The organism is Azospira sp. APE16 (assembly GCF_047901315.1).
In the GTDB taxonomy this organism is placed as follows: Bacteria; Pseudomonadota; Gammaproteobacteria; order Burkholderiales; family Rhodocyclaceae; genus Azospira; species Azospira oryzae.
Genome location: NZ_CP179682.1, coordinates 772,299 through 794,731 on the forward strand (window position 1 = coordinate 772,299; position 22,433 = coordinate 794,731).

The 22,433-nt window shown below is 67.0% G+C and carries 18 protein-coding genes; 15 read left to right on the top strand and 3 right to left on the bottom strand.

Features of this window, described 5'->3' with window-relative positions:
* The 4 genes from ACLSSQ_RS03910 to ACLSSQ_RS03925 all read left to right on the top strand — a co-directional run bounded on the left by ACLSSQ_RS03910 (position 1) and on the right by ACLSSQ_RS03925 (position 5,082).
* Entirely contained in the window at positions 1 to 1,614 is a 1,614-nt protein-coding gene (locus tag ACLSSQ_RS03910; RefSeq protein WP_416243834.1) for a two-component system sensor histidine kinase NtrB, read from the top strand.
* Positions 1,595 to 2,968 carry a sigma-54-dependent transcriptional regulator gene (locus tag ACLSSQ_RS03915; protein ID WP_416243835.1) on the top strand — a complete coding sequence of 458 codons (1,374 nt, stop codon included), beginning with the start codon at positions 1,595 to 1,597 and terminating at the stop codon, positions 2,966 to 2,968. The genes ACLSSQ_RS03910 and ACLSSQ_RS03915 overlap by 20 nt, the downstream gene beginning before the upstream one ends.
* On the top strand, positions 2,968 to 3,540 hold the full coding sequence (gene ampD / locus ACLSSQ_RS03920) for a 1,6-anhydro-N-acetylmuramyl-L-alanine amidase AmpD (RefSeq protein ID WP_014235259.1): 573 nt from the start codon (positions 2,968 to 2,970) through the stop codon (positions 3,538 to 3,540). Before ACLSSQ_RS03915 ends, ampD begins: the two co-directional genes overlap by 1 nt.
* 471 nt (positions 3,541 to 4,011) lie before the next feature.
* On the top strand, positions 4,012 to 5,082 hold the full coding sequence (locus ACLSSQ_RS03925; protein WP_416243836.1) for a hypothetical protein: 1,071 nt from the start codon (positions 4,012 to 4,014) through the stop codon (positions 5,080 to 5,082).
* 145 nt (positions 5,083 to 5,227) lie between these two features.
* Here the strand turns inward: ACLSSQ_RS03925 and ACLSSQ_RS03930 are convergent, their stop codons facing one another.
* A complete protein-coding gene (locus tag ACLSSQ_RS03930; protein WP_416243837.1) occupies positions 5,228 to 6,385 on the bottom strand; it encodes a pyridoxal phosphate-dependent aminotransferase in 1,158 nt (385 codons plus the stop codon).
* A 101-nt stretch (positions 6,386 to 6,486) separates the two neighbouring features.
* Positions 6,487 to 8,346 (bottom strand): phosphoenolpyruvate carboxykinase (GTP), encoded by a 1,860-nt coding sequence (locus tag ACLSSQ_RS03935; protein WP_014235256.1) that lies wholly within the window; start codon positions 8,344 to 8,346, stop codon positions 6,487 to 6,489.
* 445 nt (positions 8,347 to 8,791) lie between these two features.
* Here ACLSSQ_RS03935 and ACLSSQ_RS03940 point away from each other — a divergent pair, with 445 nt between their 5' ends.
* The 3 genes from ACLSSQ_RS03940 to pbpG all read left to right on the top strand — a co-directional run bounded on the left by ACLSSQ_RS03940 (position 8,792) and on the right by pbpG (position 13,563).
* Positions 8,792 to 11,068: an NADP-dependent malic enzyme gene (locus ACLSSQ_RS03940; RefSeq protein ID WP_014235255.1), complete on the top strand. Its 2,277-nt coding sequence runs from the start codon at positions 8,792 to 8,794 to the stop codon at positions 11,066 to 11,068.
* A gap of 177 nt (positions 11,069 to 11,245) precedes the next feature.
* The gene (locus tag ACLSSQ_RS03945; RefSeq protein ID WP_416243838.1) at positions 11,246 to 12,427 is read left to right on the top strand and encodes a patatin-like phospholipase family protein; all 1,182 of its coding nucleotides are present in this window, start codon (positions 11,246 to 11,248) and stop codon (positions 12,425 to 12,427) included.
* A gap of 116 nt (positions 12,428 to 12,543) precedes the next feature.
* Positions 12,544 to 13,563, top strand: coding sequence for a D-alanyl-D-alanine endopeptidase (pbpG, locus tag ACLSSQ_RS03950; protein WP_014235253.1), 1,020 nt, complete (start codon positions 12,544 to 12,546; stop codon positions 13,561 to 13,563).
* 82 nt (positions 13,564 to 13,645) lie between these two features.
* Here pbpG and ACLSSQ_RS03955 read toward each other — a convergent pair whose 3' ends face one another.
* Positions 13,646 to 14,479 carry an IclR family transcriptional regulator gene (locus tag ACLSSQ_RS03955; RefSeq protein WP_014235252.1) on the bottom strand — a complete coding sequence of 278 codons (834 nt, stop codon included), beginning with the start codon at positions 14,477 to 14,479 and terminating at the stop codon, positions 13,646 to 13,648.
* Between the two features lie 160 nt (positions 14,480 to 14,639).
* Between ACLSSQ_RS03955 and ACLSSQ_RS03960 the strand changes: the two genes are divergently transcribed.
* From ACLSSQ_RS03960 to prmC, 8 genes are all read left to right on the top strand, one after another.
* The gene (locus ACLSSQ_RS03960; protein ID WP_416243839.1) at positions 14,640 to 16,079 is read left to right on the top strand and encodes a LutB/LldF family L-lactate oxidation iron-sulfur protein; all 1,440 of its coding nucleotides are present in this window, start codon (positions 14,640 to 14,642) and stop codon (positions 16,077 to 16,079) included.
* Positions 16,080 to 16,187: 108 nt separating this feature from the next.
* A complete protein-coding gene (locus ACLSSQ_RS03965; RefSeq protein WP_416243840.1) occupies positions 16,188 to 16,925 on the top strand; it encodes an aldehyde dehydrogenase family protein in 738 nt (245 codons plus the stop codon).
* A gap of 4 nt (positions 16,926 to 16,929) precedes the next feature.
* Positions 16,930 to 17,898 carry a D-2-hydroxyacid dehydrogenase gene (locus ACLSSQ_RS03970; protein ID WP_014235249.1) on the top strand — a complete coding sequence of 323 codons (969 nt, stop codon included), beginning with the start codon at positions 16,930 to 16,932 and terminating at the stop codon, positions 17,896 to 17,898.
* Between the two features lie 9 nt (positions 17,899 to 17,907).
* A complete protein-coding gene (locus tag ACLSSQ_RS03975) occupies positions 17,908 to 18,564 on the top strand; it encodes a LutC/YkgG family protein (protein ID WP_130459148.1) in 657 nt (218 codons plus the stop codon).
* Positions 18,565 to 18,568: 4 nt separating this feature from the next.
* Positions 18,569 to 19,039, top strand: coding sequence for a D-aminoacyl-tRNA deacylase (gene dtd / locus ACLSSQ_RS03980; RefSeq protein WP_152089789.1), 471 nt, complete (start codon positions 18,569 to 18,571; stop codon positions 19,037 to 19,039).
* 106 nt (positions 19,040 to 19,145) lie between these two features.
* Positions 19,146 to 20,411 carry a glutamyl-tRNA reductase gene (gene hemA / locus ACLSSQ_RS03985; RefSeq protein WP_043798505.1) on the top strand — a complete coding sequence of 422 codons (1,266 nt, stop codon included), beginning with the start codon at positions 19,146 to 19,148 and terminating at the stop codon, positions 20,409 to 20,411.
* A 61-nt stretch (positions 20,412 to 20,472) separates the two neighbouring features.
* Positions 20,473 to 21,570 carry a peptide chain release factor 1 gene (gene prfA / locus ACLSSQ_RS03990; RefSeq protein WP_130459146.1) on the top strand — a complete coding sequence of 366 codons (1,098 nt, stop codon included), beginning with the start codon at positions 20,473 to 20,475 and terminating at the stop codon, positions 21,568 to 21,570.
* A gap of 1 nt (position 21,571) precedes the next feature.
* Positions 21,572 to 22,417: a peptide chain release factor N(5)-glutamine methyltransferase gene (prmC, locus tag ACLSSQ_RS03995; RefSeq protein ID WP_416243841.1), complete on the top strand. Its 846-nt coding sequence runs from the start codon at positions 21,572 to 21,574 to the stop codon at positions 22,415 to 22,417.
* Positions 22,418 to 22,433: the final 16 nt, after the last annotated feature.

Genomic DNA, 22,433 nt, shown 5'->3' on the forward strand with positions numbered 1-22,433 from the left:
TTGTCGTTCCTGAACGTTCCGCCTGTCGAGGTTTCCGAAGCGCACTGGAAGTCGCTGCGCTATTTCAATTTCTACCGCCTGGTTGCCGCCTTCCTCCTCTATGGGGCGGCCTATCTGCATCCGTCCAGCTTCGAGCTGGTGCCGGCCACCGATCAGTCCCTGTATACGTGGACGGCCTTCGTCTATTGCCTGGCCACTGCCTGCTCGGTGTTGTTGCTGGCCTTCTGGCGTCGTCATTTCAATCTGCAGTTGTCAGGCCAGGTGCTCCTGGATGTGGTGGCCCTGACGGTCCTGATGCATGCCAGCGGAGGGCTGCGTGGTGGCCTGGGGGCCATGCTCCTGGTCTCGCTGGCCGGGGCGGGGCTGGTCGGGCAGGGGCGGCTGGTGCTTTTCTATGCGGCCCTGGCAACCCTTTCCATGCTGTTCCAGCAGTTGCTGCTGGCCTTGAGCAGCGAATTCGACCCCTCCGCTTTTTTCCAGGTCGGCCTGCTGGGGGCGGGCTTTTTTACCTCGGCGATTTCGGCCCGTCTCCTGGCCCGTCGCGTGGTGGCCAACGAAGAGTTGGCGCGCAAGCGCGGCGAAGCGCTGGCCAACCAGGTCTGTGTCAGTCAGCGGGTGATCGAGGAAATGCAGGATGGCGTCCTGCTGGTCAGCCCTCTGGGCGAGGTGCACCTGCACAATCCCCGGGCTGAGGCGCTCCTGGGATTGACGGCGGGGGAGGCTGGCAACCTGGAGCGCTGTTCGCCGGCCCTGGAAGGGCACTTTCTCCGCTGGCGGCGGCGGGAAGGCAGCAAGGACGAGAGCGGCCTCGTCTTCCACGTTCCGCGCAACGGCAAGCAGCTGTTCGCCCGTTTTCTCGAGACCCCGAGCAGTGCCGGTGACACCCTGATTTTGCTGGAGGACATGGACCGCTTGCGCGAGGAGTCCCGCCAGATGAAGCTGGCGGCTCTGGGGCGGCTGACCGCCAATATCGCCCACGAAATCCGCAATCCCTTGTCCGCCATCAGCCATGCCGGTGAGCTGCTGCGGGAAGATGCGGACCCGAAGGGCGGGGATGCCCGACTGGTGCGCATCATCCTGGACAATACCCAGCGCCTGGAGCGCATCGTGCGCGACGTACTCGAGCTGGGACGGCGGGACCGCTGCCATCCGGAGTCCATCGACCTCAATGCTGCATTGGCAGCCTATCTGGACGAGTTGCAGTCCAAGGCGGAGGCGGCTCCCGGCGTACTGTGCCTGGAAGGGGTGGCCGGAGCCGAGCTGGAGTTTGATCGCACCCATCTGCACCAGGTGCTGTGGAATCTGCTCAGCAATGCCTTGCGGCACAGCCGGCAACAACCCGGTAGCGTGCAACTACGCGTTGCCTACGGCAATGGCGGCATGGTGGAGCTGCATGTGGAGGATGATGGGCCCGGCATTCCCGAAGCCATCCGGGAGCAGGTGTTCGAACCGTTCTTTACCACCCATGGCAAGGGGACCGGCCTGGGACTCCACATTGCGCGGGAACTGTGCGAAGCCAACGGCGCGCAGCTGGAGTTGTTGAGCGAGTCCAGGGCCGGTGGAGCCCATTTCAGAATAACGGGAAGGAGAGGGCATGGCTCAGGCCAAAAGTGAACGCCGCGCCAGGGGGGCGCTGGCCCGGGTGTTGGTGGTGGATGACGAAGCGGATATCCGGGAACTGGTGGACCTCACCCTGTCGCGCATGGGGCTGGCGGCGGATTGCGCCGGCACCGTGGCCGAGGCTCGGGAGTTCCTTGCCCGGGAGTCTTACCAGCTGTGCCTGACCGACATGCGTTTGCCCGATGGGGAAGGGCTGGAACTGGTGCGCCTCATCGGCGAGCAGTACAGCGAGACGCCGGTGGCCGTGATCACCGCCTTCGGCAGTGCCGAGAACGCGGTGGCGGCCCTCAAGGCCGGGGCCTTCGACTATCTGGCCAAGCCGGTGGCCCTGGATCAGCTGCGTACCCTGATCAAGTCGGCCATCGATCTGCCGGTGGCATCCGCGGCCGAGGGGGCGCCCCGCAGCGAGGCCCTGCAGCTGCTCGGCGATTCCCGGGCCATGAGCACGGTGCGGGAGATCATCGCCAAGCTGGCCCGCAGCCAGGCGCCGGTTTACATCTCCGGCGAATCCGGCTGCGGCAAGGAACTGGCGGCCCGCCTCATCCACGAGCAGAGCAACCGCAGCCAGGCGCCTTTCGTTCCGGTGAACTGCGGGGCCATCCCCGAGAACCTCATGGAAAGCGAGTTCTTCGGTTATCGCAAGGGCGCCTTCACCGGTGCCGAGCAGGATCGGGAAGGATTCTTCCAGGCGGCGGGGGGCGGCACCCTGTTTCTCGACGAGGTGGCCGACCTGCCCCTGTCCATGCAGGTCAAGCTGCTGCGGGCCATCCAGGAAAAGCGGGTGCGCAAGGTGGGCGCCACCGTGGAGGAGGCGGTGGATGTGCGCCTCATCTGTGCCACCCACCAGGACCTGAAGGCCTCCGTCGAGGCCGGCACCTTCCGCCAGGATTTGTACTACCGTCTCAACGTCATCGAGTTGCGCATGCCGCCGCTGCGGGAGCGGGCCGAGGACATTCCCCAGCTGGCTCGTGCCTGTCTCGGCCGTCTGGCCCATCAGGCGTCGGCGTTGCCGCTGACGTCCGCGGCCGAAGCGGCGCTGTGTCGCTACACCTTCCCCGGCAACGTCCGCGAACTGGAGAATATTCTGGAGCGGGCCACGGCGCTATGCAGTGGCAGCGAGATCGACGAAGGCGACCTGCAGCTTTCCCCTGCCGATGACGGTCATCCCGATGCCGGTTCCGAAGGGCGCGGCGGCGAGTCTCTCGATACCTATCTGGACCGTCTGGAACGCCAGGCGATTCAGGAGGCGGTGGTTCAGACCCAGGGCAATCGCACGGCGGCGGCACGCCTGCTCGGCATCACCTTCCGCTCCCTGCGCTATCGCATGGCCCGTCTGGGGATCGAGTGATGACGGAACGCTTCGATGCCGAGGGCTGGCTGGCCGGCGCAGTGCGGCGCGAGTCGCCCAATCAGGACGAGCGGCCCGAGGGAGAGCGGCCGAGCCTGGTCGTCATCCACGCCATCAGCCTGCCGCCCGACGACTTCGGCGGCCCCTGGATTTTCGATCTGTTCGACAACACCCTGGACCCGGCGGCCCATCCCTACTTCGCCTCCATTCACCATCTGCGTGTCTCTTCCCACTTCCTGATTCGTCGCGATGGCGAGCTGGTGCAGTTCGTTTCCTGCGACAAGCGTGCATGGCATGCAGGTGTCTCCGAGTGGCTGGGGCGGGAGCGCTGCAACGATTTTTCCATCGGCATCGAGCTCGAAGGATGCGATGCCATGCCCTTCGAGCCGGCCCAGTACGATGCCCTGAAAGCCTTGCTGCAAGCCATTCTCCGGCACTACCCCATCAGTGCGGTGGCCGGGCATTGCCACATCGCCCCTCAGCGCAAGACCGATCCCGGCCCCCATTTCGACTGGCAGCAATTGCGTTGCGAGTTCGCAACCGTGCGCTTTCCAGCCATGCAAAAGAGTTAAAAAACACTTGCATAGGAAATACCCCATTACTAGAATTAGGCCCAAATCACAATGGGCACACTAAATCTAGTGGTCACTTACGCAAGCACGCCAAAACAGCTGCAAAGCAAATCCCGGAACGCCAAGACTGGCGCGGGACTCGGCTTCTTCACCCCTCCGCGACCGTGAATCGCCAAGAGCCGAGAATGACGCCCCGCCTTTTCCATCCCATCGCGTTTGTCCCCGGTTCTTTCCGTTGCCGTCGACCTGCGGCAACGTCCAGCCTCCTCCCCGAATTATTCTGCCGACGCCTGCTGGCGTCGTTGCGTATTGCCGCTCACGCGTCTTCAGCTCGTTCGCGTGTTGCCGCTCCGTATTCAACCGGCGCTTCCTCCGGAAGGTCGATGAATGGTCCGTGCTTTTCCCGGGCGGATCTCGTTTTGTCCGTTGTGTCTTAAAGCCAATTTTCGATCCTGGAGAAGGAGGTTATTTATGGCAACCGCAAAGAAGACGAAGACCGAGGCCGCCAAGGACAAGAAGTCCCCGGCGAAGGCTGCTGCTAAACCCGCTGTGAAGAAGGCTGCTCCGGCCAAGGCTGCTGCCAAGCCCGCCGCGAAGAAGGCTGCTCCGGCCAAGGCTGCTGCCAAGCCCGCCGCGAAGAAGGCTGCTCCGGCCAAGGCTGCTGCCAAGCCCGCCGCAAAGAAGGCTGCTCCCGCTAAGGCTGCTGCCAAGCCCGCCGCGAAGAAGGCTGCTCCCGCTAAGGCCGCTGCCAAGCCCGCTGTGAAGAAGGCTGCTCCCGCTAAGGCTGCTGCCAAGCCCGCCGCGAAGAAGGCTGCTCCGGCCAAGGCTGCTGCCAAGCCCGCCGCGAAGAAGGCTGCTCCGGCCAAGGCTGCTGCCAAGCCCGCCGCGAAGAAGGCTGCTCCCGCTAAGGCCGCTGCCAAGCCCGCCGCGAAGAAGGCTGCTCCGGCTAAGGCTGCTGCCAAGCCCGCTGCGAAGAAGGCTGCTCCGGCTAAGGCTGCTGCCAAGCCCGCCGCGAAGAAGGCTGCTCCGGCTAAGGCTGCTGCCAAGCCCGCCGCGAAGAAGGCTGCTCCCGCTAAGGCTGCTGCCAAGCCCGCCGCGAAGAAGGCTGCTCCCGCTAAGGCTGCCGCCAAGCCCGCTGCGAAGAAGGCTGCTCCCGCTAAGGCTGCCGCCAAGCCCGCTGCGAAGAAGGCTGCTCCCGCTAAGGCTGCTGCCAAGCCCGCTGCGAAGAAGGCTGCTCCCGCTAAGGCCGTTGCCAAACCCGCCGCGAAGAAGGCTGCTCCCGCTAAGGCTGCTGCCAAGCCCGCTGTGAAGAAGGCTGCTCCCGCTAAGGCCGCTGCCAAGCCCGCTGCAAAGAAGGCTGCTCCGGCCAAACCCGCTGCGGCTCCCGCCAAGGTGGAAGAGAAGAAGCCCGAAGTCGCTGCCGCTCCGGCCGCTGCTCCGGCGCCTGCTCCGACCCCCTCCACCGCTGCCACTCCGGGTCTGAAGTCCGCCCTGAACCCGGCTGCCGCCTGGCCTTTTCCGACCGGCTCCCGCCCGAAATAAGCGGCGGAACAGGCACAACGGACAACAACCCCCTACCTAGGGGGTTGTTGTCCGTTTTCTTTTGGGGAATCCGTCGGGCAAGTCAGCAGGCGGATTGGGATGCATGGTGCTGGAGGCTGCGAGTGGGGCCCGGTGCTGGCGGGTGTCAGGCGAGTAGCTGGCGAATCCGTTCCACGCCTTCGGCCAGGCGTGCTTGTGCGTTGGTGTAGGCGAAGCGGACGTGGCTGCTGGCGCCGTGGTTGCCGAAGTCGATGCCGGGAGTGATGGCGACGCCGGCCTCTTCCAATAGGCGGCGGGCAAAGCCGAAGCTGTCGTCGGTCAGGGCGCTGCAGTCGGCGTAGAGATAGAAGGCGCCTTCGGGCTGGGCGGTGATGCGAAAGCCGATGGCTTCCAGGGCCGGTGCCAGATAGTCCCGACGGGCCTTGAATTCGGTGCGGCGCTGTTCCAGCAGGGCGATGGTCTCCGGCTGGAAGGCGGCCAGGGCGGCGTGCTGGGCCGGTGTGGAAGCTGAGATGAAGAGGTTCTGGGCCAGCTTTTCCACGTCCCGCACGAAGGGTTCGGGAATGACCAGCCAGCCCAGGCGCCAGCCTGTCATCTGGAAATACTTGGAGAAACTCTGGACGACGAAGATGTCGTCGCCGGCTGCCAGGGCCGTGGGGGCGTCGCCGTTGTAGGTGAGGCCGTGGTAGATCTCGTCGATGATCAGCTGTCCCTGGCGCTGGCGCACGAAGTCGGCGATGTCGGCCAGTTCGGCGGCGCCGAGCATGGTGCCGGTGGGATTGGCCGGCGAGGCGAAGAGGGCGCCGGCGGTCCGTTCGTTCCAGTGCTGCTCCAGGTCCTGGCGGGTCGGCTGGAAATTGCTGGCGGCGCCGACCGGGATGCTGACCGGGACGCCTTCGAAGGCGCGCACGAAATGGCGGTTGCAGGGATAGCCCGGGTCCGTCAGCAGCCACTCGCTGCCGGGGGCGGCGAGGCAGGCCAGGGCTAGGGTGAGGGCGCCGGAGGCTCCGGCGGTGATGGCGATGCGGCTGGCCGGCACGGCGATGCCGTAGCGCTGCCGATAGAAGCCGGAGATGGCTTCCCGCAACTCGGGCAGGCCCAGGGTCGGGGTGTAGAAGACGCGACCGTCCTGCAGGAATTCCCGGGCGGCGGCGAGGATGGGTTCCGGAGTGGGGAAGTCCGGTTCGCCCACTTCCATATGGATGATGTCCCGCCCCAGGGCTTCCAGCTCCCGGGCCCGGCCCAGTAGTTCCATGACGTGGAAGGGAGCGATGTCGGCGAGGCGGGGGGCGGAGACGGGCATGGCGGTTTTCCGTGGGGCGGTGGCTGTAGAGGGGAGGGGCTGCGGGCAAAAAGAAAGGCCGCCCTGGGGCGGCCTCTCAATCTTAGCGCAGGCGCTGGTGCTTAGGCGACGTCCTTGAACAGGCCCAGTTCGAACAGTTCGCGCTTCAGGGTCAGTTCCTTGGGCAGCTTTTCGCCCAGCTTGTCGAACCATTCCTTGTGCAGTTCCAGTTCCTTCTGCCAGGCATCGGCGTCCACGGTGGTGAGGGCGTCGAAGTCGGCCTTGTCGACGTCGGTGCCGGTCCAGTCGATGTCCTCGAAGCGGGGCATCCAGCCCAGCTTGGTTTCCTTGGCGGCGATGGTGCCCTTGCAGCGTTCCACGATCCACTTCAGCACGCGCATGTTGTCGCCGAAGCCGGGCCACATGAACTTGCCTTCTTCGTCCACGCGGAACCAGTTCACGCAGAAGATCTTCGGGGTGGCTTCCACGGTGTGACCCATCTTCAGCCAGTGGTTGAAGTAGTCACCCATGTGGTAACCGCAGAAGGGCAGCATGGCGAAGGGGTCGCGACGCACCACGCCCTGGGCGCCGAAGGCGGCAGCGGTGGTTTCGGAGCCCAGGGTGGCAGCCATGTACACACCGAAGTTCCAGTTGAATGCCTGGTACACCAGGGGCACGGTGGTGGCGCGGCGGCCGCCGAAGATGAAGGCGGAGATGGGCACGCCGGCGGGATCTTCCCAGGCCGGATCGATGGAGGGGCACTGGGCGGCCGGAGCGGTGAAGCGGGAGTTGGCGTGGGCAGCCTTGCGACCGGCCTTGCCGTCTTCCGGGGTCCAGTCCTTGCCCTGCCAGTCGATCAGGTGAGCCGGGGCTTCCTTGGTCAGGCCTTCCCACCACACGTCGCCGTCATCGGTCAGGGCCACGTTGGTGAAGATGATGTTTTCCTTGAGGGTGGCCAGGGCGTTGAAGTTGGTCTTCTCGCTGGTGCCGGGGGCCACGCCGAAGAAGCCGGCTTCCGGGTTGATGGCGTAGAAGCGGGTGACGCCGTCCTTGTCCACGCGGGGCTTGATCCAGGCGATGTCGTCGCCGATGGTGGTGATCTTCCAGCCGTTGAAGGACTTGGGCGGGATCAGCATGGCGAAGTTGGTCTTGCCGCAGGCGGAGGGGAAGGCGGCTGCCACGTAGGTCTTTTCGCCTTCGGGGGATTCCACACCCAGGATCAGCATGTGCTCGGCCAGCCAGCCCTGGTCGCGGGCCATGGTGGAGGCGATGCGCAGGGCGAAGCACTTCTTGCCGAGCAGGGCGTTGCCACCGTAGCCGGAGCCGTAGGACCAGATTTCACGGGTCTCGGGGTAGTGCACGATGTACTTGACGGTGGGGTTGCAGGGCCACTTGGAATCCTGCTGGCCCGGCTCCAGGGGGGCGCCCACGGAGTGCACGCAAGGCACGAACTCGCCATCGGTGCCCAGCAGTTCGCTGACGGCCTTGCCCATGCGGGTCATGGTGCGCATGTTCACAACCACGTAGGCGGAGTCGGTGATTTCAATGCCGATATGGGCGATGGGGGAACCCAGGGGACCCATGGAGAAGGGGATGACGTACATGGTGCGGCCCTTCATACAGCCCTTGAACAGGCCGTTGAGGGTCTCGCGCATCTTGGCGGGCTCTTCCCAGTTGTTGGTGGGGCCGGCGTCTTCCTTCTTCTCGGAGCAGATGTAGGTGCGGTCTTCGACGCGGGCCACATCGGAAGGATCGGAGAAGGCCAGGTAGGAATTGGGGCGCTTGGCTTCGTTGAGCTTGATCAGGGTGCCGGCGGCGACCATTTCGGCGCACAGGCGGTCGTATTCCTCCTGGGAACCGTCTGCCCAATAAACACGGTCAGGCTGGGTGAGGGCGGCGATTTCCGCCACCCATTTCTTGAGGCCCTCGTGTTTGACGTAATCGGGAGCGTTGATCGGGGCGACGGTGTTGGAAGTACTCATGGTCTCCAGGTCTCCAGGAAGAGGTAAAAAATCCGAAAAATGAAACTAAAGAGAAATCAGGACCGCCAAAACGAAAACGCCCGACCTCGGTGAGGGCGGGCGAGCTTTTCGTGGAGCGCGTTGTCCTGGTTTTCCTGAGTGCGGCTCTTCTTGGGGAGCGACCGTTTGCTCACTGTGGGGCACGCGCACAGACACACGGCGCGGAGGGCGTCGCTGTCGGAGATCGCAGGAGAGGAACTGGCCTGCCTGCGGAGGTTTGCCGTGAAAAGCATGCTCGGCTTGGTTGTGGCGCGGTGAGCCCTTGACTACAGTGAATGAATCGGCGGGATTCAGGAAAGCGCGGGATTATGCCACAGGATCAGTCCAATAGAAACTCGACTATGGGGGATTACCCTGATATATTCTTTCATATCGTGAAACGACTTTTTGCATAGTGGATAGAACCATGGACAACAAGCAGCTGCGCGAAGCCGCCCTCTACTACCATCGCCATCCCAAGCCGGGGAAGATCTCGGTCCAGCCCACCAAACAGCTGACCAACCAGTACGACCTTTCCATGGCCTACTCCCCCGGGGTGGCCGCCGCCTGCGAAGAGATCGTCGCCAATCCGGCCGAAGTCTCCACCGTCACCGCCCGGGCCAACCTGGTGGGCGTCATCACCAACGGCACTGCCGTGCTGGGCCTGGGCAACATCGGCCCCCTGGCCGCCAAGCCGGTGATGGAAGGCAAGGGCGTGCTGTTCAAGAAATTCGCCAACATCGACGTCTTCGACCTGGAAATCGAGCAGCGCGACCCGGACATGCTGATCGAGACCATCGCCTCCCTGGAGCCCACCTTCGGCGGCATCAACCTGGAAGACATCAAGGCCCCCGAGTGCTTCTATATTGAGAAGAAGCTGCGGGAACGGATGAAGATCCCCGTCTTCCACGACGACCAGCACGGCACCGCCATCGTGGTCGGCGCCGCCATCCTCAACGGCCTCACCTATCTGGGCAAGGACCTGAAGCAGATCAAGCTGGTTACCTCCGGTGCCGGCGCTGCCGCCCTGGCCTGTCTCGACCTGCTGGTGATGCTGGGGGTGCCGGTGGAGAACATCTGGGTCACCGACATCAAGGGCGTGGTCTATGAAGGCCGGGTCGAGGAGATGGACGAGATCAAGGCCCGCTATGCCAAGAAGACCGATGCCCGCACCCTGGGCGAGGTCATCGAGGGCGCCGACGTGTTCCTCGGCCTCTCCGCCGGCGGCGTGCTGAAGCAGGACATGGTGGCCAAGATGGCCAAGAATCCCCTGATCCTGGCCCTGGCCAACCCGACCCCGGAAATCCTGCCCGACCTGGTGAAGGAAGTGCGGGACGACGCCATCATCGCCACCGGCCGTTCCGACTATCCCAACCAGGTGAACAACGTCCTCTGCTTCCCCTTCATCTTCCGCGGCGCCCTGGACGTGGGCGCCACCACCATTACGGAAGAGATGAAGCTGGCGGCGGTGAAGGCCATCGCCGAACTGGCCCGGGCCGAGCAGAGCGAGATCGTCGCCGCCGCCTACGGCGAGAAGGTCTCCGGCTTCGGCCCCGAGTACCTGATTCCCAAGCCCTTCGATCCCCGCCTCATCGTCAAGATCGCCCCGGCCGTGGCCCGGGCCGCCATGGATTCGGGCGTTGCCACCCGGCCCATCACCGACTGGCCCGCTTACCTGCAGAGCCTCAACGAGTTCGTGTACCACTCCGGCCTCATCATGAAGCCGGTGTTCGCCCAGGCCAAGGCGGCGCCCAAGCGCATCATCTACGCCGAAGGCGAGGACGAGCGGGTGCTGCGGGCCGTGCAGGTGGTGGTGGAAGAGCGCATCGCCCGGCCCATCCTCATCGGCCGCCCGGCGGTGATCAATGCCAAGGTGGAAGCCGCCGGCCTGCGCATCCGCGAGAGCCTGGACTTCGACATCCTGGACCCGGACAACAACCCCCGCTACGACGAGTTCTGGCAGGAATACCACCGCCTGATGGAGCGCCGCGGCGTTTCCCTCGACTACGCCAAGCGCGAAGTGCGCCGCCGCCACACCCTGTGCGGCTCCCTGGCGGTGCGCCTGGGCATGGCCGACGGCCTCATCTGCGGCACCTTCGGCCGGCACCAGCTGCACCGCTTCTATGTGAAGCACGTCATCGGCACCAACGACCGCTCCAGCAGCTACTACACCCTCAACCTGCTGATGCTGCCGGGCCGCACCGTGTTCATCGGCGACACCTATGTGAACTACGATCCCAGCGCCGAGCAGCTGGCCGAGATGACCCTGCTGGCAGCGGACGAAATCCGCCGCTTCGGCATCACGCCCAAGGTGGCCCTGCTCTCCCATTCCACCTTCGGCACCGAGGACACTCCCACCTCCCTGAAGATGCGCAAGGTGCTGGAGCTGCTGGCCGAGCAGGCGCCGGAACTGGAGGCCGAAGGTGAAATGCACGGCGATGCCGCCCTGGACGAGCAGATCCGCCTGCAGGGTTTCCCCAACTCCCGCCTCAAGGGCCAGGCCAACCTGCTGGTGATGCCCACCCTGGATGCCGCCAATATCTCCTTCAACCTGTTGAAGACGGCTGCCGGCGACAACCTCACCGTGGGTCCCATCCTCATCGGCACCGCCCGGCCGGTGCATATCCTGACCCCCACCGCCACGGTGCGCCGCATTGTTAACATGACGGCCCTGACGGTGGTGGATGCGGGCACCGAGCGCTGATCCGGGCTTTGGCCCCGGCTGCCGGCCCCAAACGCCCCGACGCTCCGGCGCCGGGGCGTTTTTACGTCTGCCCGCCGGCCCAGGCGGGGCGCCATGCCTGGGCCGGCCATGGCGGCGAGGCCCGTCCCTGCTGCATTGCAACGTGATCCTGCCCGGGGCCCGCCTTACACTGGGATGATGGCTGACTCCCCTTCAAACTCCCCGTCCTCCCTGCCTCCCGGCAGTGCCGGTGCCACCGCCCTCGTCTTGTCCGGCGGCGGCGCCCGGGCCGCCTATCAGGCCGGGGTGCTGCGGGCCATCGCCGAACTGCTGCCCGATGCCCGGCGCAATCCCTTCCCCATCATCTGCGGCACTTCCGCCGGCGCCATCAATGCCGCCGGCCTGGCCTGCGGTGCGGAAAACTTCCGCGGCGCCGTGCAGCGCCTGGTGGGGGTGTGGGAGGCCATGGAGGTCAACCGGGTCTATCGCGGCGACGCCCTCGGCGTCGGCATCGCCGGTGCCCGCTGGCTCTCGGCCCTGGCCTTCGGCTGGCTGCTGCGGCGCAATCCCCGCTCCCTGCTCGACAACGGCCCCCTGCGCGAACTGCTGGCCGGGGAGCTGGATTTCCACGGCATCGACCGGGCGGTGGGCAGCGGTGCCCTGCAGGCCCTGTGCATCACCGCCTCCGGCTATAACTCGGGGCAGAGCGTCAGCTTCTACCAGGGCCTGGCCCATATCGACCCCTGGGAGCGGGCCCAGCGGGTCGGCGCCCGGGCCCGCCTGACGGTGGAACACCTGATGGCCTCCTGCGCTATTCCCTTCATCTTCCCGGCAGTGAAGCTCAACCGGGAATGGTTCGGCGACGGCTCCATGCGCCAGCTGGCTCCCATCGCCCCGGCCATCCACCTGGGGGCCGAACGCATTCTGGTAGTGGCCGCCGGCCGCCTGGGCCAGGAGCGCCAGGCCCGGGGCGGCGGCGAAGGCTACCCGTCCCTGGCCCAGGTGGCGGGCCACGCCCTGTCCTCCATTTTCCTCGACGGCCTGGCGGTGGATATCGAACGCCTGACCCGCATCAACCGCACCCTCTCGGTCATCCCGCCGGAAGTGCGGCAGGCCTCCGGTCTGGCCCTGCGGCCGATCCAGACCCTGGTGCTGTCGCCTTCGGAGCGGCTCGACCACCTGGCGGCGCGCCACGCCCGCAGCCTGCCCTGGCCGGTGAAGACCCTGCTTTCCGGCATCGGCGCCCTGCGCCGCAATGGCGGCGCCCTCACCAGCTACCTCCTGTTTCAGGCCGATTACACCCAGGCCCTGATGGATCTGGGCTACCGGGACACCCTGGCCCGGGGCGACGAGGTGCGGGCCTTCTTTGACCTGGGTTGAAACCTGTTGAATTGCTTAAGGAAACTACGCCATCTCATTATTTTTCTTGAAGTATTAAGAACTCTGATTAAACTGACGTAAAATCCCTGTAACCCGACACCTCGCAGGAGAAATAAATGCGGAAGACGTTCATTCCCGCATTGCTGCTGGGTCTGGCAGCTGTTGCCGTGGCCGTTCCGCCGGCCGCCGAAGCCTCCCAGTCCAAGGCACGCAAGACTTCAAAATCCGCCCCCGCCGCCAAGGCCGCCAAGCCGGTCAAGGCCTCGACGAGCAAGCCGGCCACCGCCAGCAAGCCCAAAGTGATTTCCCAGAACGTGCGCAATTCCAATGTGCGCCGTGCTTCCGCCGTTCCCGCCGACTTCGGCGAAGCCCAGCGCCTGGCCGTCCAGTCCAGCGCCGCCCTGGTTCTGGACCAGGGCAACGGCGAAGTGATCTACCAGAAGAACGCCTCCGCCGTGGTGCCCATCGCTTCCATCACCAAGCTGATGACCGCCATGGTGGTGCTGGATTCCCAGCCCAACCTGTCGGCTCCGGTGACCATCGGCGAAGAGGACATCGACACCCTCAAGGGCAGCCGCTCCCGCCTTTCCGTCGGCACCGTGCTGACCCGGGAACACGCCCTGCTGCTGGCCCTCATGTCTTCCGAGAACCGGGCCGCCCACACCCTGGCGCGGCATTATCCCGGCGGCCTGCATGCCTTCGTCGAAGCCATGAACCGCAAGGCCCGCTCCCTGGGCATGATGGACACCCACTTCCAGGATCCCACCGGCCTCACCAGCAACAACGTGTCCACCGCCAACGATCTGGCCAAGATGGTGGCTGCGGCCCATACCTACCCCCTGATCCGGGAGTTCTCCACCACCTCCGGCGCCATGGTGGAAACCAATGGCCGCCTGCTGGAGTACCACAACACCAACGCCCTGGTGAAGAGCACCACCTGGGATATCGGCCTGTCCAAGACCGGCTACATTCAGGAAGCGGGCAAGTGTCTGGTGATGCAGGCCCGGGTGGCCGAGCGCCCGGTGGTCATCGTGCTGCTGGATTCCGCCGGCAAGATGACCCGCATCGGCGACGCCAACCGCATCAAGCGCTGGATGGAAAGCGCCTCCCTCGGTCGCCGCACCAGCCGCGCCTGAGTTTTCGGCACCCAGCAAAAAGGCCGCGCATTGCGCGGCCTTTTTCTTTTGCCGGGGCCGGGCGCTGTCGCCCGCCACCCGCCTATTTGCGCGGCTTGCTGTAGCCCAGGGCCTGGGAGATTTCGTCGGCGGTGCGCCGCACCTGGTCCACCCAGTCCGGATTGTGGCGGTCGGTGGGGGCGGAGACGGAGAGGCAGGCCACCAGGTGGCCCTCGTCGTCGTGGATGGGGGCGGCGACGCACTTCAGGCCGATTTCCGCTTCCTCGTTGTCGAAGGCGATGCCGTGGCGGCGGATCTTGTCCAGTTCCTTTTCCAGGGCGGCCATGGTGGTCAGGGAATGGGGTGTCTTGCCGGGCAGGCCGGTGCGCTTGGCGTATTCCTTCACCTCCTGGGCACCGGCCTCGGCCAGGAACAGCTTGCCGACGGAGGTCAGGTGCAGGGGGGCGCTGCCGCCCACCAGGTACACCACCCGCACCAGGGAGCGGCCGCTGGAGGTGCGTTCGATATAGACGATCTCGTCGTCCCGGCGCACGCCCAGGTTGATGGCCTCGCCGATGGTTTCGTGCAGGGTCTGCATGAAGGGCAGGGCCACTTCCCGCAGATTGATGCGGGACTTGACCAGGTTGCCCAGCTCCAGCAGGCGGATGCCGAGGCGGTAGGTGCCCTGGTCGTGGCGCTCGACGAAGCGGGCGTGGGTCATGGCCGCCAGGATGCGGTGGGCGGTGGAGGGATGGAGCTGGGTGGCCTGGGCCAGCTGCTTCAGGCTGGCCGGGTCCGGCTGGGCGGACAGGGCGTCGAGCAGGGACATCATGCGCTCGATCACCTGGATGGAACTGCGGCTTTCCGGCTTCTCGCCGGCCGTCTTGGCGGCAGCCCGGGGGCTGGCCTTGCCTGCACTGCTTGCACTCTCTGCCATGTTCTCTCGGTCGCTTTCTTTATCGCATCCCTGGGTTTGTTCCCGGGAGCACTATAATTCGGCTTTCGCAGCCGTGACGGGCAATTTTCGCATTATGGAATTGTGCGTCGCAATATATTTTTGACTTTTTTCTTGCCCTTCCCTGCATAAGGCTCTTCTCGTGGAAGTTAAGTCCCTCCAATTTCGCGCCCGGGCGGCTGAGCGCCTGGCCGATCCGGCCCTCCAGTCCAAGCTGGGCGGCGCCAAGCAACTCTTCGTCGGCGGCCGGGCCCGGGTGGTGGCCGAATTCGACAGCGTCGGCCAGGCCGGCGACTTCGAAACCCTGCGCGGCATCGGCGCCGAGATCCGGGATACGGCCCTGACGGACCTGGATGCCTGGCTCGAGGCCTTCGAGGCCAAAGCCACCGCCACCGGCGCCACCGTGCTGTGGGCCCGGGACGGCCGGGAGGCGCAGCAGCTGATCGTGGACATCGCCAAGCGCCACGGGGTGAAGAAGGTCATCAAGTCCAAGTCCATGCTGTCCGAGGAGGCCGGCCTCAACGAGGGCCTGGAGGCCGCCGGGGTGCAGTCGGTGGAAACGGACCTGGGCGAGTACATCCTGCAGCTGGCCAAGGAGCCGCCCTCCCACATCCTGGCGCCGGCCATCCACAAGAACAAGGAAGAGGTGGACGAACTGTTCGCCCGCTGCCACGGTCGCCCGGTGACGCCGGAAGGCCAGATCGACATCCCGGCCCTGACCCGGGAAGCCCGGGTGGCCCTGCGGGAACACTTCCTTTCCGCCGACATGGGTATCACCGGCGGCAATTTCCTGGTGGCCGAAACCGGTTCCGTGGCCTTGGTCACCAACGAGGGCAACGGCCGCATGGTGACGACCCTGCCCCGGGTCCATGTGGCGGTGGTGGGCATCGAAAAGGTCATTCCCACCCTGGAAGACCTCTCCGCCCTGCTGCGCCTGCTGACCCGCTCCGCCACCGGCCAGACCATCTCCAATTACGTTTCCCTGCTCACCGGCCCCCGGGCCGAGGGCGCGGTGGAAGGCCCCGAGCACATGTACTTCGTGCTCATGGACAACGGCCGCGCCGGCCTGGTGGGCGGCGATTTCCAGGAGATGCTGCGCTGCATCCGCTGCGGCGCCTGCATGAACCACTGTCCGGTGTACCAGAGCATCGGTGGCCACGCCTACGGCTGGGTCTATCCGGGCCCCATGGGCTCGGTCCTGACGCCCCTCTACACCGGCCTGGAACAGGCGCCGGACCTGCCCCAGGCGGCCACCCTGTGCGGCCAGTGCAGCATCGTCTGCCCGGTGAAGATTCCCCTGCCCGAACTGCTGCGCAAGCTGCGGGAAAAGCAGATGGAAACGGAACTGCGCCCCTGGCAGGAACGCTGGGCCCTGCGCACCTGGGGCTTCTTCGCCGCCCGGCCGCGCCTGTACGCCCTGGTCGCCGGCCTCGGCGCCCGGGCCCTGAAGCTGCTGGCCGGCGGCAAGGCCTCCATCCGCACCCTGCCCGGCGTGCCTGAATGGAGCCGGGGACGGGATTTCCCGGCGCCCCAGGGCAAGACCTTCCGCGAGCTGTACGCCGCCCGCCGCCCGCAGGATTGAGCCGAACACCCGGCGCCGGCCAGGATTGAAGCGGATCAAGGTATTGACCGCTGATCCCGCCTACGCTCCGGGGCCAGACGAATTTTCAAATTATTGAGGACAGCCACCATGATGCTCACCCCCAACGAAGCCCCGGCCCTGCCCCTGTGGATCGGCGGCCGCGCCTACCTGACCATGGCTCCCGTGTTCCGCGACATCCAGAACGCCGCCGGCGAAGTGCTGCGCAAGGTGCCCCTGTGCGGCGCCGACGAGGTGGCGACGGCGGTGGACAACGCCCGCCTGGCCCTGCCCACCTGGTCCGCCGCCGACGTGGAAACCCGCCGCGGCTGCCTCAAGAGCGTGGCCGACAGCCTGGACCGCTACGCCGGCCATTTCGCCAAGCTGCTGGTGGAAGAGACCGGCTGCGACCAGGGCGTGGCCCAGGCCGAAGTGGCCGCCACCATCGCCTGCCTGCGCCAGATGCCGGCGCCCCACGGCCAGCCCCGCCTGGTGGCCGGCCTCAGCGACAACGTGGCGCCCCTGCTGGCCCCCGCCGCCCTGGCCGCCTCGGCTCTGGCCGCCGGCGCCGTGGTGGTGCTCAAGCCCAGCCCCCTGGCCCCGTCCTGTGCCCTGGCCCTGGCCGAGCTGTTCACCCGGGCCGGCGTGCCCGATGGCGCCTGCAACCTGGTCCAGGGAGACGAAGCGGTGCTCAAGGCCCTGGCCGAGCATCCGGGCGTGGATCTGTTGGCCTTTGCCGGCGCCGCCGAACTGGCGGAAAAAATCCAGTCCCTGATCGGCACCCGCGCCCTGGTGGCCCTGGCTCCGGCCGCCGTCACCGGCACCCTGCAGGCCGCCCTGCAGGACTGAACCCATGCATCGCATCGTCTATCTGGAGCGGGAATCCATCCGCGCCGAGGTGCGGCGCCCCGCCTTCGCCCACGAGTGGACCGAGTACGCCCGCACCACGGCGGCGCAGCTGGAAGAGCGCCTGGCCGGGGCCAGCATCGCCATCGTCAACAAGCTGCCCATCAGCGGCGCCCTGATGGCCCGGCTGCCCCAGCTGAAAATGGTGGCGGTGGCCGCCACCGGCACCAACAACGTGGATCTGGAGGCGGCCCGGCGCCAGGGCATCGTCGTCAGCAACATCCAGGGCTATGCGGTGCACACCGTGCCCGAGCACGTCTTTTCCCTGCTCCTGGCCCTCTCCCGCAACCTCCTGGCCTACCGCCAGAGCGTGGCCGAGGGGCGCTGGCAGCGTGCCGAACAGTTCTGCTTTTTCGACCATCCCATCCGGGACCTGCACGGTGCCACCCTGGGGGTGGTCGGCGGTGGCAGCCTGGGCCAGGGCGTGGTGCGTCTGGCCCAGGCCTTCGGCATGAAGGTGCTGCAGGCCGAACGCAAGGGGGCTGCCGTGGTGCGTCCTGGTTACACCGCGTTCGCGACCGTGCTGGCCGAAGCCGACGCCCTCAGCCTGCACTGCCCGCTGACGGCCGAGACCCGCCACCTGATCGGGGCGGCGGAACTCCAGGCGATGAAGCCTTCGGCCCTGCTCATCAACACCGCCCGCGGCGGCCTGGTGGACGAGGCCGCCCTGGCCCGGGCCCTGCGGGAGGGCTGGATCGCCGGCGCCGGTTTCGACGTGCTCACCGCGGAACCGCCGACGGACGACCATCCCCTGCTGTCCCCGGACCTGCTGGCTGCCCCCAATTTCCTGCTGACGCCCCACGTGGCCTGGGCCAGTGCCCCGGCCATGCAGGCCCTGGCCGACCAGCTGATCGACAACCTTGAAGCCTTCGCCCGGGGAGCCATGACTCCCGGTGCGGCGAACCGCGTCGCCTAAGGAGTTTCCATGTCCGCCCGCAACGACATTCTCAACCGCGTGCGCCTGCGCCTCGGCGCCGACGAGGCCGCAGCCCGCAAGCAGCGGGTCGCCGCCGTCCTGGCCGCCCGCCCCGGCCAGCGCCAGGGCCCCCGGCCGACGGAGCGCGCCGATCTGCTGGGCGAGTTCCGCCGCCGCGCCGAAGCCCTGGCCAGCACGGTGGACGTGGTCTCCGGCTGGGCCGACGCCCCGGCTGCCCTGGCCCGCTACCTGGCGGCCCAGAATCTGCCGCGCCAGGGCGTGGCCTGGCCCGCCCTGGCCCATCTGGACTGGGCCGCAGCCGGCCTGGAGATCAGGATCGGCGCGGCCCGCGGCGACGACCGCCTGGGCCTCACCACCTGCTACTGCGCCATCGCCGAAACCGGCACCCTGATGCTGCTGGGCGAAGTGGACAACCATGGCGTCACCAGCCTGCTGCCGGAAACCCACGTCGCCCTGGTGCCTGCCTCCAGCCTGGTGTGGGGCATGGAGGAGGGCTGGGCCCGCCTGCGCGCCGAGCGGGGAGCGCCGCCCCGGGCCGTCAATTTCGTTTCCGGCCCATCCCGCACCGGCGACATCGAACAGACCCTGGTGCTGGGCGCCCACGGCCCCTACCGGGTGCACCTGATCCTGCTGCAGGACGCCTGAGCCCATGCGGGTGGTGCTGCAACGGGTGAGCCGGGCCGCGGTGCGGGTGGAGGGGCAGGTGGTGGGCCAGATAGGTTCCGGCCTGCTGCTGCTGGTGGGTATCGAGACGGCCGACGCGGCCGAGCCGGAGGCCACCGCCGCCGGCATGGAGTGGCTGGTGGGCAAGCTGTTGCGCCTGCGCATCTTTGCCGACGCCGAGGGCGTCATGAACCGCAGCCTGGAGGAGGTGGGCGGCGAGGTGCTGGCGGTGAGCCAGTTCACCCTGTTCGCCTCGACGCGCAAGGGCAACCGGCCCTCCTGGAGCCGGGCGGCGGCTCCCCAGGCGGCCGAGCCCCTCTTCGCCCGTTTCGTCGCCCTGCTGCAGGAGCGCCTGGGGCGGCCGGTGGCCACGGGCGTCTTCGGCGCCGACATGGCGGTGAGCCTGGATAACGACGGTCCTGTGACCCTGGTGCTGGACAGCCGCCAGCCGGAGTGAGCATGACAGGCGGGAATCGGCTCCGCTCTTGATGTTCATCAGAAAAGCCCCCTCCGGGGCCGGTGTTATAATCCGCTCCAGATTTTCTTCAGCCCCCTCCATGTCCCTGGCCCTTTTCACTCTCGGTATCAACCATCACTCGGCGCCCGTCTCCGTGCGCGAGCAGGTGGCGTTTCACGCCGAAACCCTGAGCGAGGCCCTGGCCGGGCTGGTGCGGGCCAAGCCGGTGAAGGAGGCGGCGATCCTCTCCACCTGCAACCGTACCGAGCTGTACTGCGCCACGGAGACGCCGGAAGCCGCCGCCGACTGGCTGGCCGAATACCATCGCCTGCCCCGCAGCACCATCCAGCCCTACCTGTACACCCTGCCCCAGCCCGAGGCCGTGCGCCATGCCTTCCGCGTCGCCTCCGGCCTGGACTCCATGGTCATCGGCGAACCCCAGATCCTGGGCCAGATGAAGGATGCGGTGCGGGTGGCGGAAGAGGCGGGCACCCTGGGCACCATGCTCAACAAGCTGTTCCAGCGCTCCTTCGCCGTGGCCAAGGAGGTGCGCAGCACCACCGCCATCGGCGCCAACATCGTCTCCATGGCCGCCGCCGGCGTGCATCTGGCCGAGCGCATCTTCGAATCCGTGGCCGACCAGCGCATTCTCTTCATCGGCGCCGGCGAAATGATCGAGCTGTGCGCCACCCACTTCGCGGCCCAGAAGCCCAAGCAGGTGACCATCGCCAACCGCACTGTGGAGCGGGGCCAGGCCCTGGCCGACCGGCTGGCGGCGGACGGCATCCCCACCACCGCCATCCGCCTCGACGCCCTGGCCGAGCATCTGCCCCAGTACGACATCGTCGTCTCTTGCACCGCCAGCCCCCTGCCCATCATCGGCCTGGGCATGATGGAGCGCACCGTCAAGGCGCGCCGCCACAAGCCCGTGTTCATGGTGGACCTGGCCGTGCCCCGGGACATCGAATCCGAGGTGGGGGAACTGGACGACGTCTTCCTGTACACCGTGGACGATCTGGCCCAGGTGGTGGAAGCGGGCCTGGAGTCCCGCCAGGCCGCCGTGGTGGAGGCCGAATCCATCATCACCACCCAGGTGGGCCAGTTCCTGCACTGGCTGGACACCCGGGACAGCGTGCCGGTGATCCGCGCCCTGCGCGACTCCGCCGAGCGCATGCGGCGCCACGAGATGGAACATGCCCTGAAGCTCCTGGCCAAGGGCGAGAATCCGGAAAAGGTGCTGGAAGCCCTGTCCCAGCGCCTCACCAACAAGTTCCTGCACGCCCCCACCCAGGTCCTCGGCCAGGCCGGGGAGGAGCGGGGCGAACTGCAGCACCTCATCACCCGTCTCTTCCACCTGCATCACGGCGAGTAGGGCCCGCGGGCGCCCGGCGCCCGTCCCCATGCCGTGGGTGGCTGTCGCCTACTGATTGCCCATGAAACCCAGCATCCGCGAAAAGCTCGACCAACTGACCCGCCGCCTCGAAGAGGTGGATGCCCTGCTCTCCAGCGAGGAAGCGGCCAAGGACATGGACCAGTTCCGCAAGCTGTCCAAGGAGCGGGCCGAGCTGGAGCCGGTGGTGAGCCTCTATGGTGCCTTCCGCCAGGCCGAGGCCGATCTGGCCGCGGCCCAGGAAATGCTGGCCGATCCGGACATGAAGGAACTGGCGGAAGAGGAAGTGGAAGCCGCCAAGGCCCGCCTGCCGGAACTGGAGCTGGACCTGCAGAAGCTGCTGCTGCCGCGGGACCCCAACGACGAGCGCAACATCTTCCTGGAAATCCGCGCCGGCACCGGCGGCGACGAATCGGCCCTGTTCGCCGCCGACCTCTTCCGCATGTACAGCCGCTACGCCGAGCGCCAGCGCTGGCAGGTGGAAGTGGTTTCCGCCAACGAGTCGGACCTGGGGGGCTACAAGGAAGTGATCGTGCGCATTGCCGGCAATAGCGCCGGCCTCGGCGCCTATTCCAAGCTCAAGTTCGAATCCGGCGGCCACCGGGTGCAGCGGGTGCCGGCCACCGAAACCCAGGGCCGCATCCATACCTCCGCCTGCACCGTGGCGGTGATGCCCGAGGTGGACGAGGTGGCCGACGTGGAGCTGAATCCGGCGGACCTGCGCATCGACACCTACCGGGCCTCCGGTGCCGGCGGCCAGCACATCAACAAGACCGACTCCGCCGTGCGCGTCACCCACCTGCCCACCGGCATCGTTGCCGAGTGCCAGGACGGCCGCTCCCAGCACGCCAACAAAGCCTCGGCCCTGAAGGTGCTGGCGGCCCGCATCAAGGACGTGCAGGTGCGCGAGCAGCAGGCCAAGGAGGCCGCCACGCGCAAGAGCCTGGTGGGCTCCGGTGACCGTTCCGAGCGCATCCGCACCTACAACTTCCCCCAGGGGCGCATCACCGACCACCGCATCAACCTGACCCTGTACAAGATCGACCAGATCATGGACGGGGACCTGGAAGAACTGACCGGCGCCCTCCTGGCCGAACATCAGGCCGAACAGCTGGCCGCCCTGGCCGAAGAACAGGGCTGAGATGGCGGCCGCGAGCGGCAGCGCCGGCCTCACCCGGCGCCAGGCGGTGGATCAGGTGCGGCGCCGCATCGCCCCCCTGGATGCGCGGTTGCTGCTGCAGCATTGCCTGGGCATCAGCCACGTGGAATTCCTCACCCGCCCCGACGAGCCCCTGGCTGCCGCCGATTCCGAGGCCTTCATGGCCCTGGTCATGCGCCGGGAGCGGGGCGAACCCCTGGCCTACCTCACCGGCGAGCGGGAGTTTTTCAGCCGCAGCTTCAAGGTGACGCCCGACGTGCTGATCCCACGGCCCGACACCGAACTGCTGGTGCTGCAGGCCTTGGAACGCCTCAAGCCCCTGGCCTGGCCCCGGGTGGCGGACCTGGGCACGGGCAGCGGTGCCATCGCCGTCAGCATTGCCTGCGAGTGGCCCGAGGCCAAGGTGACGGCGGTGGATGTGTCCCCCGCCGCCCTGGCAGTGGCCCGGGAGAATGCCGAGTGTCTCGGTGCCCGGGTCGAGTTCCGCCACAGCGACTGGTTCGCCGGCCTGGCGGGGGAACAGTTCGAACTGATCGTCTCCAACCCGCCCTATGTGGCGGCCCAGGACCCGCACCTCTCCCAGAACGGCCTGCCCTTCGAGCCCAACGGGGCCCTCACCGACGGCGGCGACGGACTTTCCTGTCTGCGCGCCATCATCGAGGGGGCGCCCGCCCACCTGGTGCCCGGTGGCTGGCTGCTGCTGGAACACGGCTACGACCAGGCGGAAAAAGTCCGCGAACTTCTCGGCGCCGGCGGGTTCAAAGAGGTCACTTCCTGGCGCGACCTGGCCGGCATCGAGCGGGTCAGCGGCGGCAGGCTGCCAGATTAACCAACCGATTCAACGA

What these genes read in the sequence shown, in the direction of transcription:
- prfA (WP_130459146.1), top strand. Translation starts at nt 20,473, where the DNA reads ATGAAACCCAGCATCCGCGAAAAGCTCGACCAACTGACCCGCCGCCTC.
- ACLSSQ_RS03970 (WP_014235249.1), top strand. Translation starts at nt 16,930, where the DNA reads ATGCATCGCATCGTCTATCTGGAGCGGGAATCCATCCGCGCCGAGGTG.
- ACLSSQ_RS03945 (WP_416243838.1), top strand. Translation starts at nt 11,246, where the DNA reads ATGGCTGACTCCCCTTCAAACTCCCCGTCCTCCCTGCCTCCCGGCAGT.
- ACLSSQ_RS03930 (WP_416243837.1), bottom strand. Translation starts at nt 6,385, where the DNA reads ATGCCCGTCTCCGCCCCCCGCCTCGCCGACATCGCTCCCTTCCACGTC.
- ACLSSQ_RS03975 (WP_130459148.1), top strand. Translation starts at nt 17,908, where the DNA reads ATGTCCGCCCGCAACGACATTCTCAACCGCGTGCGCCTGCGCCTCGGC.
- ACLSSQ_RS03955 (WP_014235252.1), bottom strand. Translation starts at nt 14,479, where the DNA reads ATGGCAGAGAGTGCAAGCAGTGCAGGCAAGGCCAGCCCCCGGGCTGCC.
- prmC (WP_416243841.1), top strand. Translation starts at nt 21,572, where the DNA reads ATGGCGGCCGCGAGCGGCAGCGCCGGCCTCACCCGGCGCCAGGCGGTG.
- ampD (WP_014235259.1), top strand. Translation starts at nt 2,968, where the DNA reads ATGACGGAACGCTTCGATGCCGAGGGCTGGCTGGCCGGCGCAGTGCGG.
- ACLSSQ_RS03935 (WP_014235256.1), bottom strand. Translation starts at nt 8,346, where the DNA reads ATGAGTACTTCCAACACCGTCGCCCCGATCAACGCTCCCGATTACGTC.
- ACLSSQ_RS03925 (WP_416243836.1), top strand. Translation starts at nt 4,012, where the DNA reads ATGGCAACCGCAAAGAAGACGAAGACCGAGGCCGCCAAGGACAAGAAG.
- pbpG (WP_014235253.1), top strand. Translation starts at nt 12,544, where the DNA reads ATGCGGAAGACGTTCATTCCCGCATTGCTGCTGGGTCTGGCAGCTGTT.
- dtd (WP_152089789.1), top strand. Translation starts at nt 18,569, where the DNA reads ATGCGGGTGGTGCTGCAACGGGTGAGCCGGGCCGCGGTGCGGGTGGAG.
- ACLSSQ_RS03915 (WP_416243835.1), top strand. Translation starts at nt 1,595, where the DNA reads ATGGCTCAGGCCAAAAGTGAACGCCGCGCCAGGGGGGCGCTGGCCCGG.
- ACLSSQ_RS03965 (WP_416243840.1), top strand. Translation starts at nt 16,188, where the DNA reads ATGATGCTCACCCCCAACGAAGCCCCGGCCCTGCCCCTGTGGATCGGC.
- ACLSSQ_RS03940 (WP_014235255.1), top strand. Translation starts at nt 8,792, where the DNA reads ATGGACAACAAGCAGCTGCGCGAAGCCGCCCTCTACTACCATCGCCAT.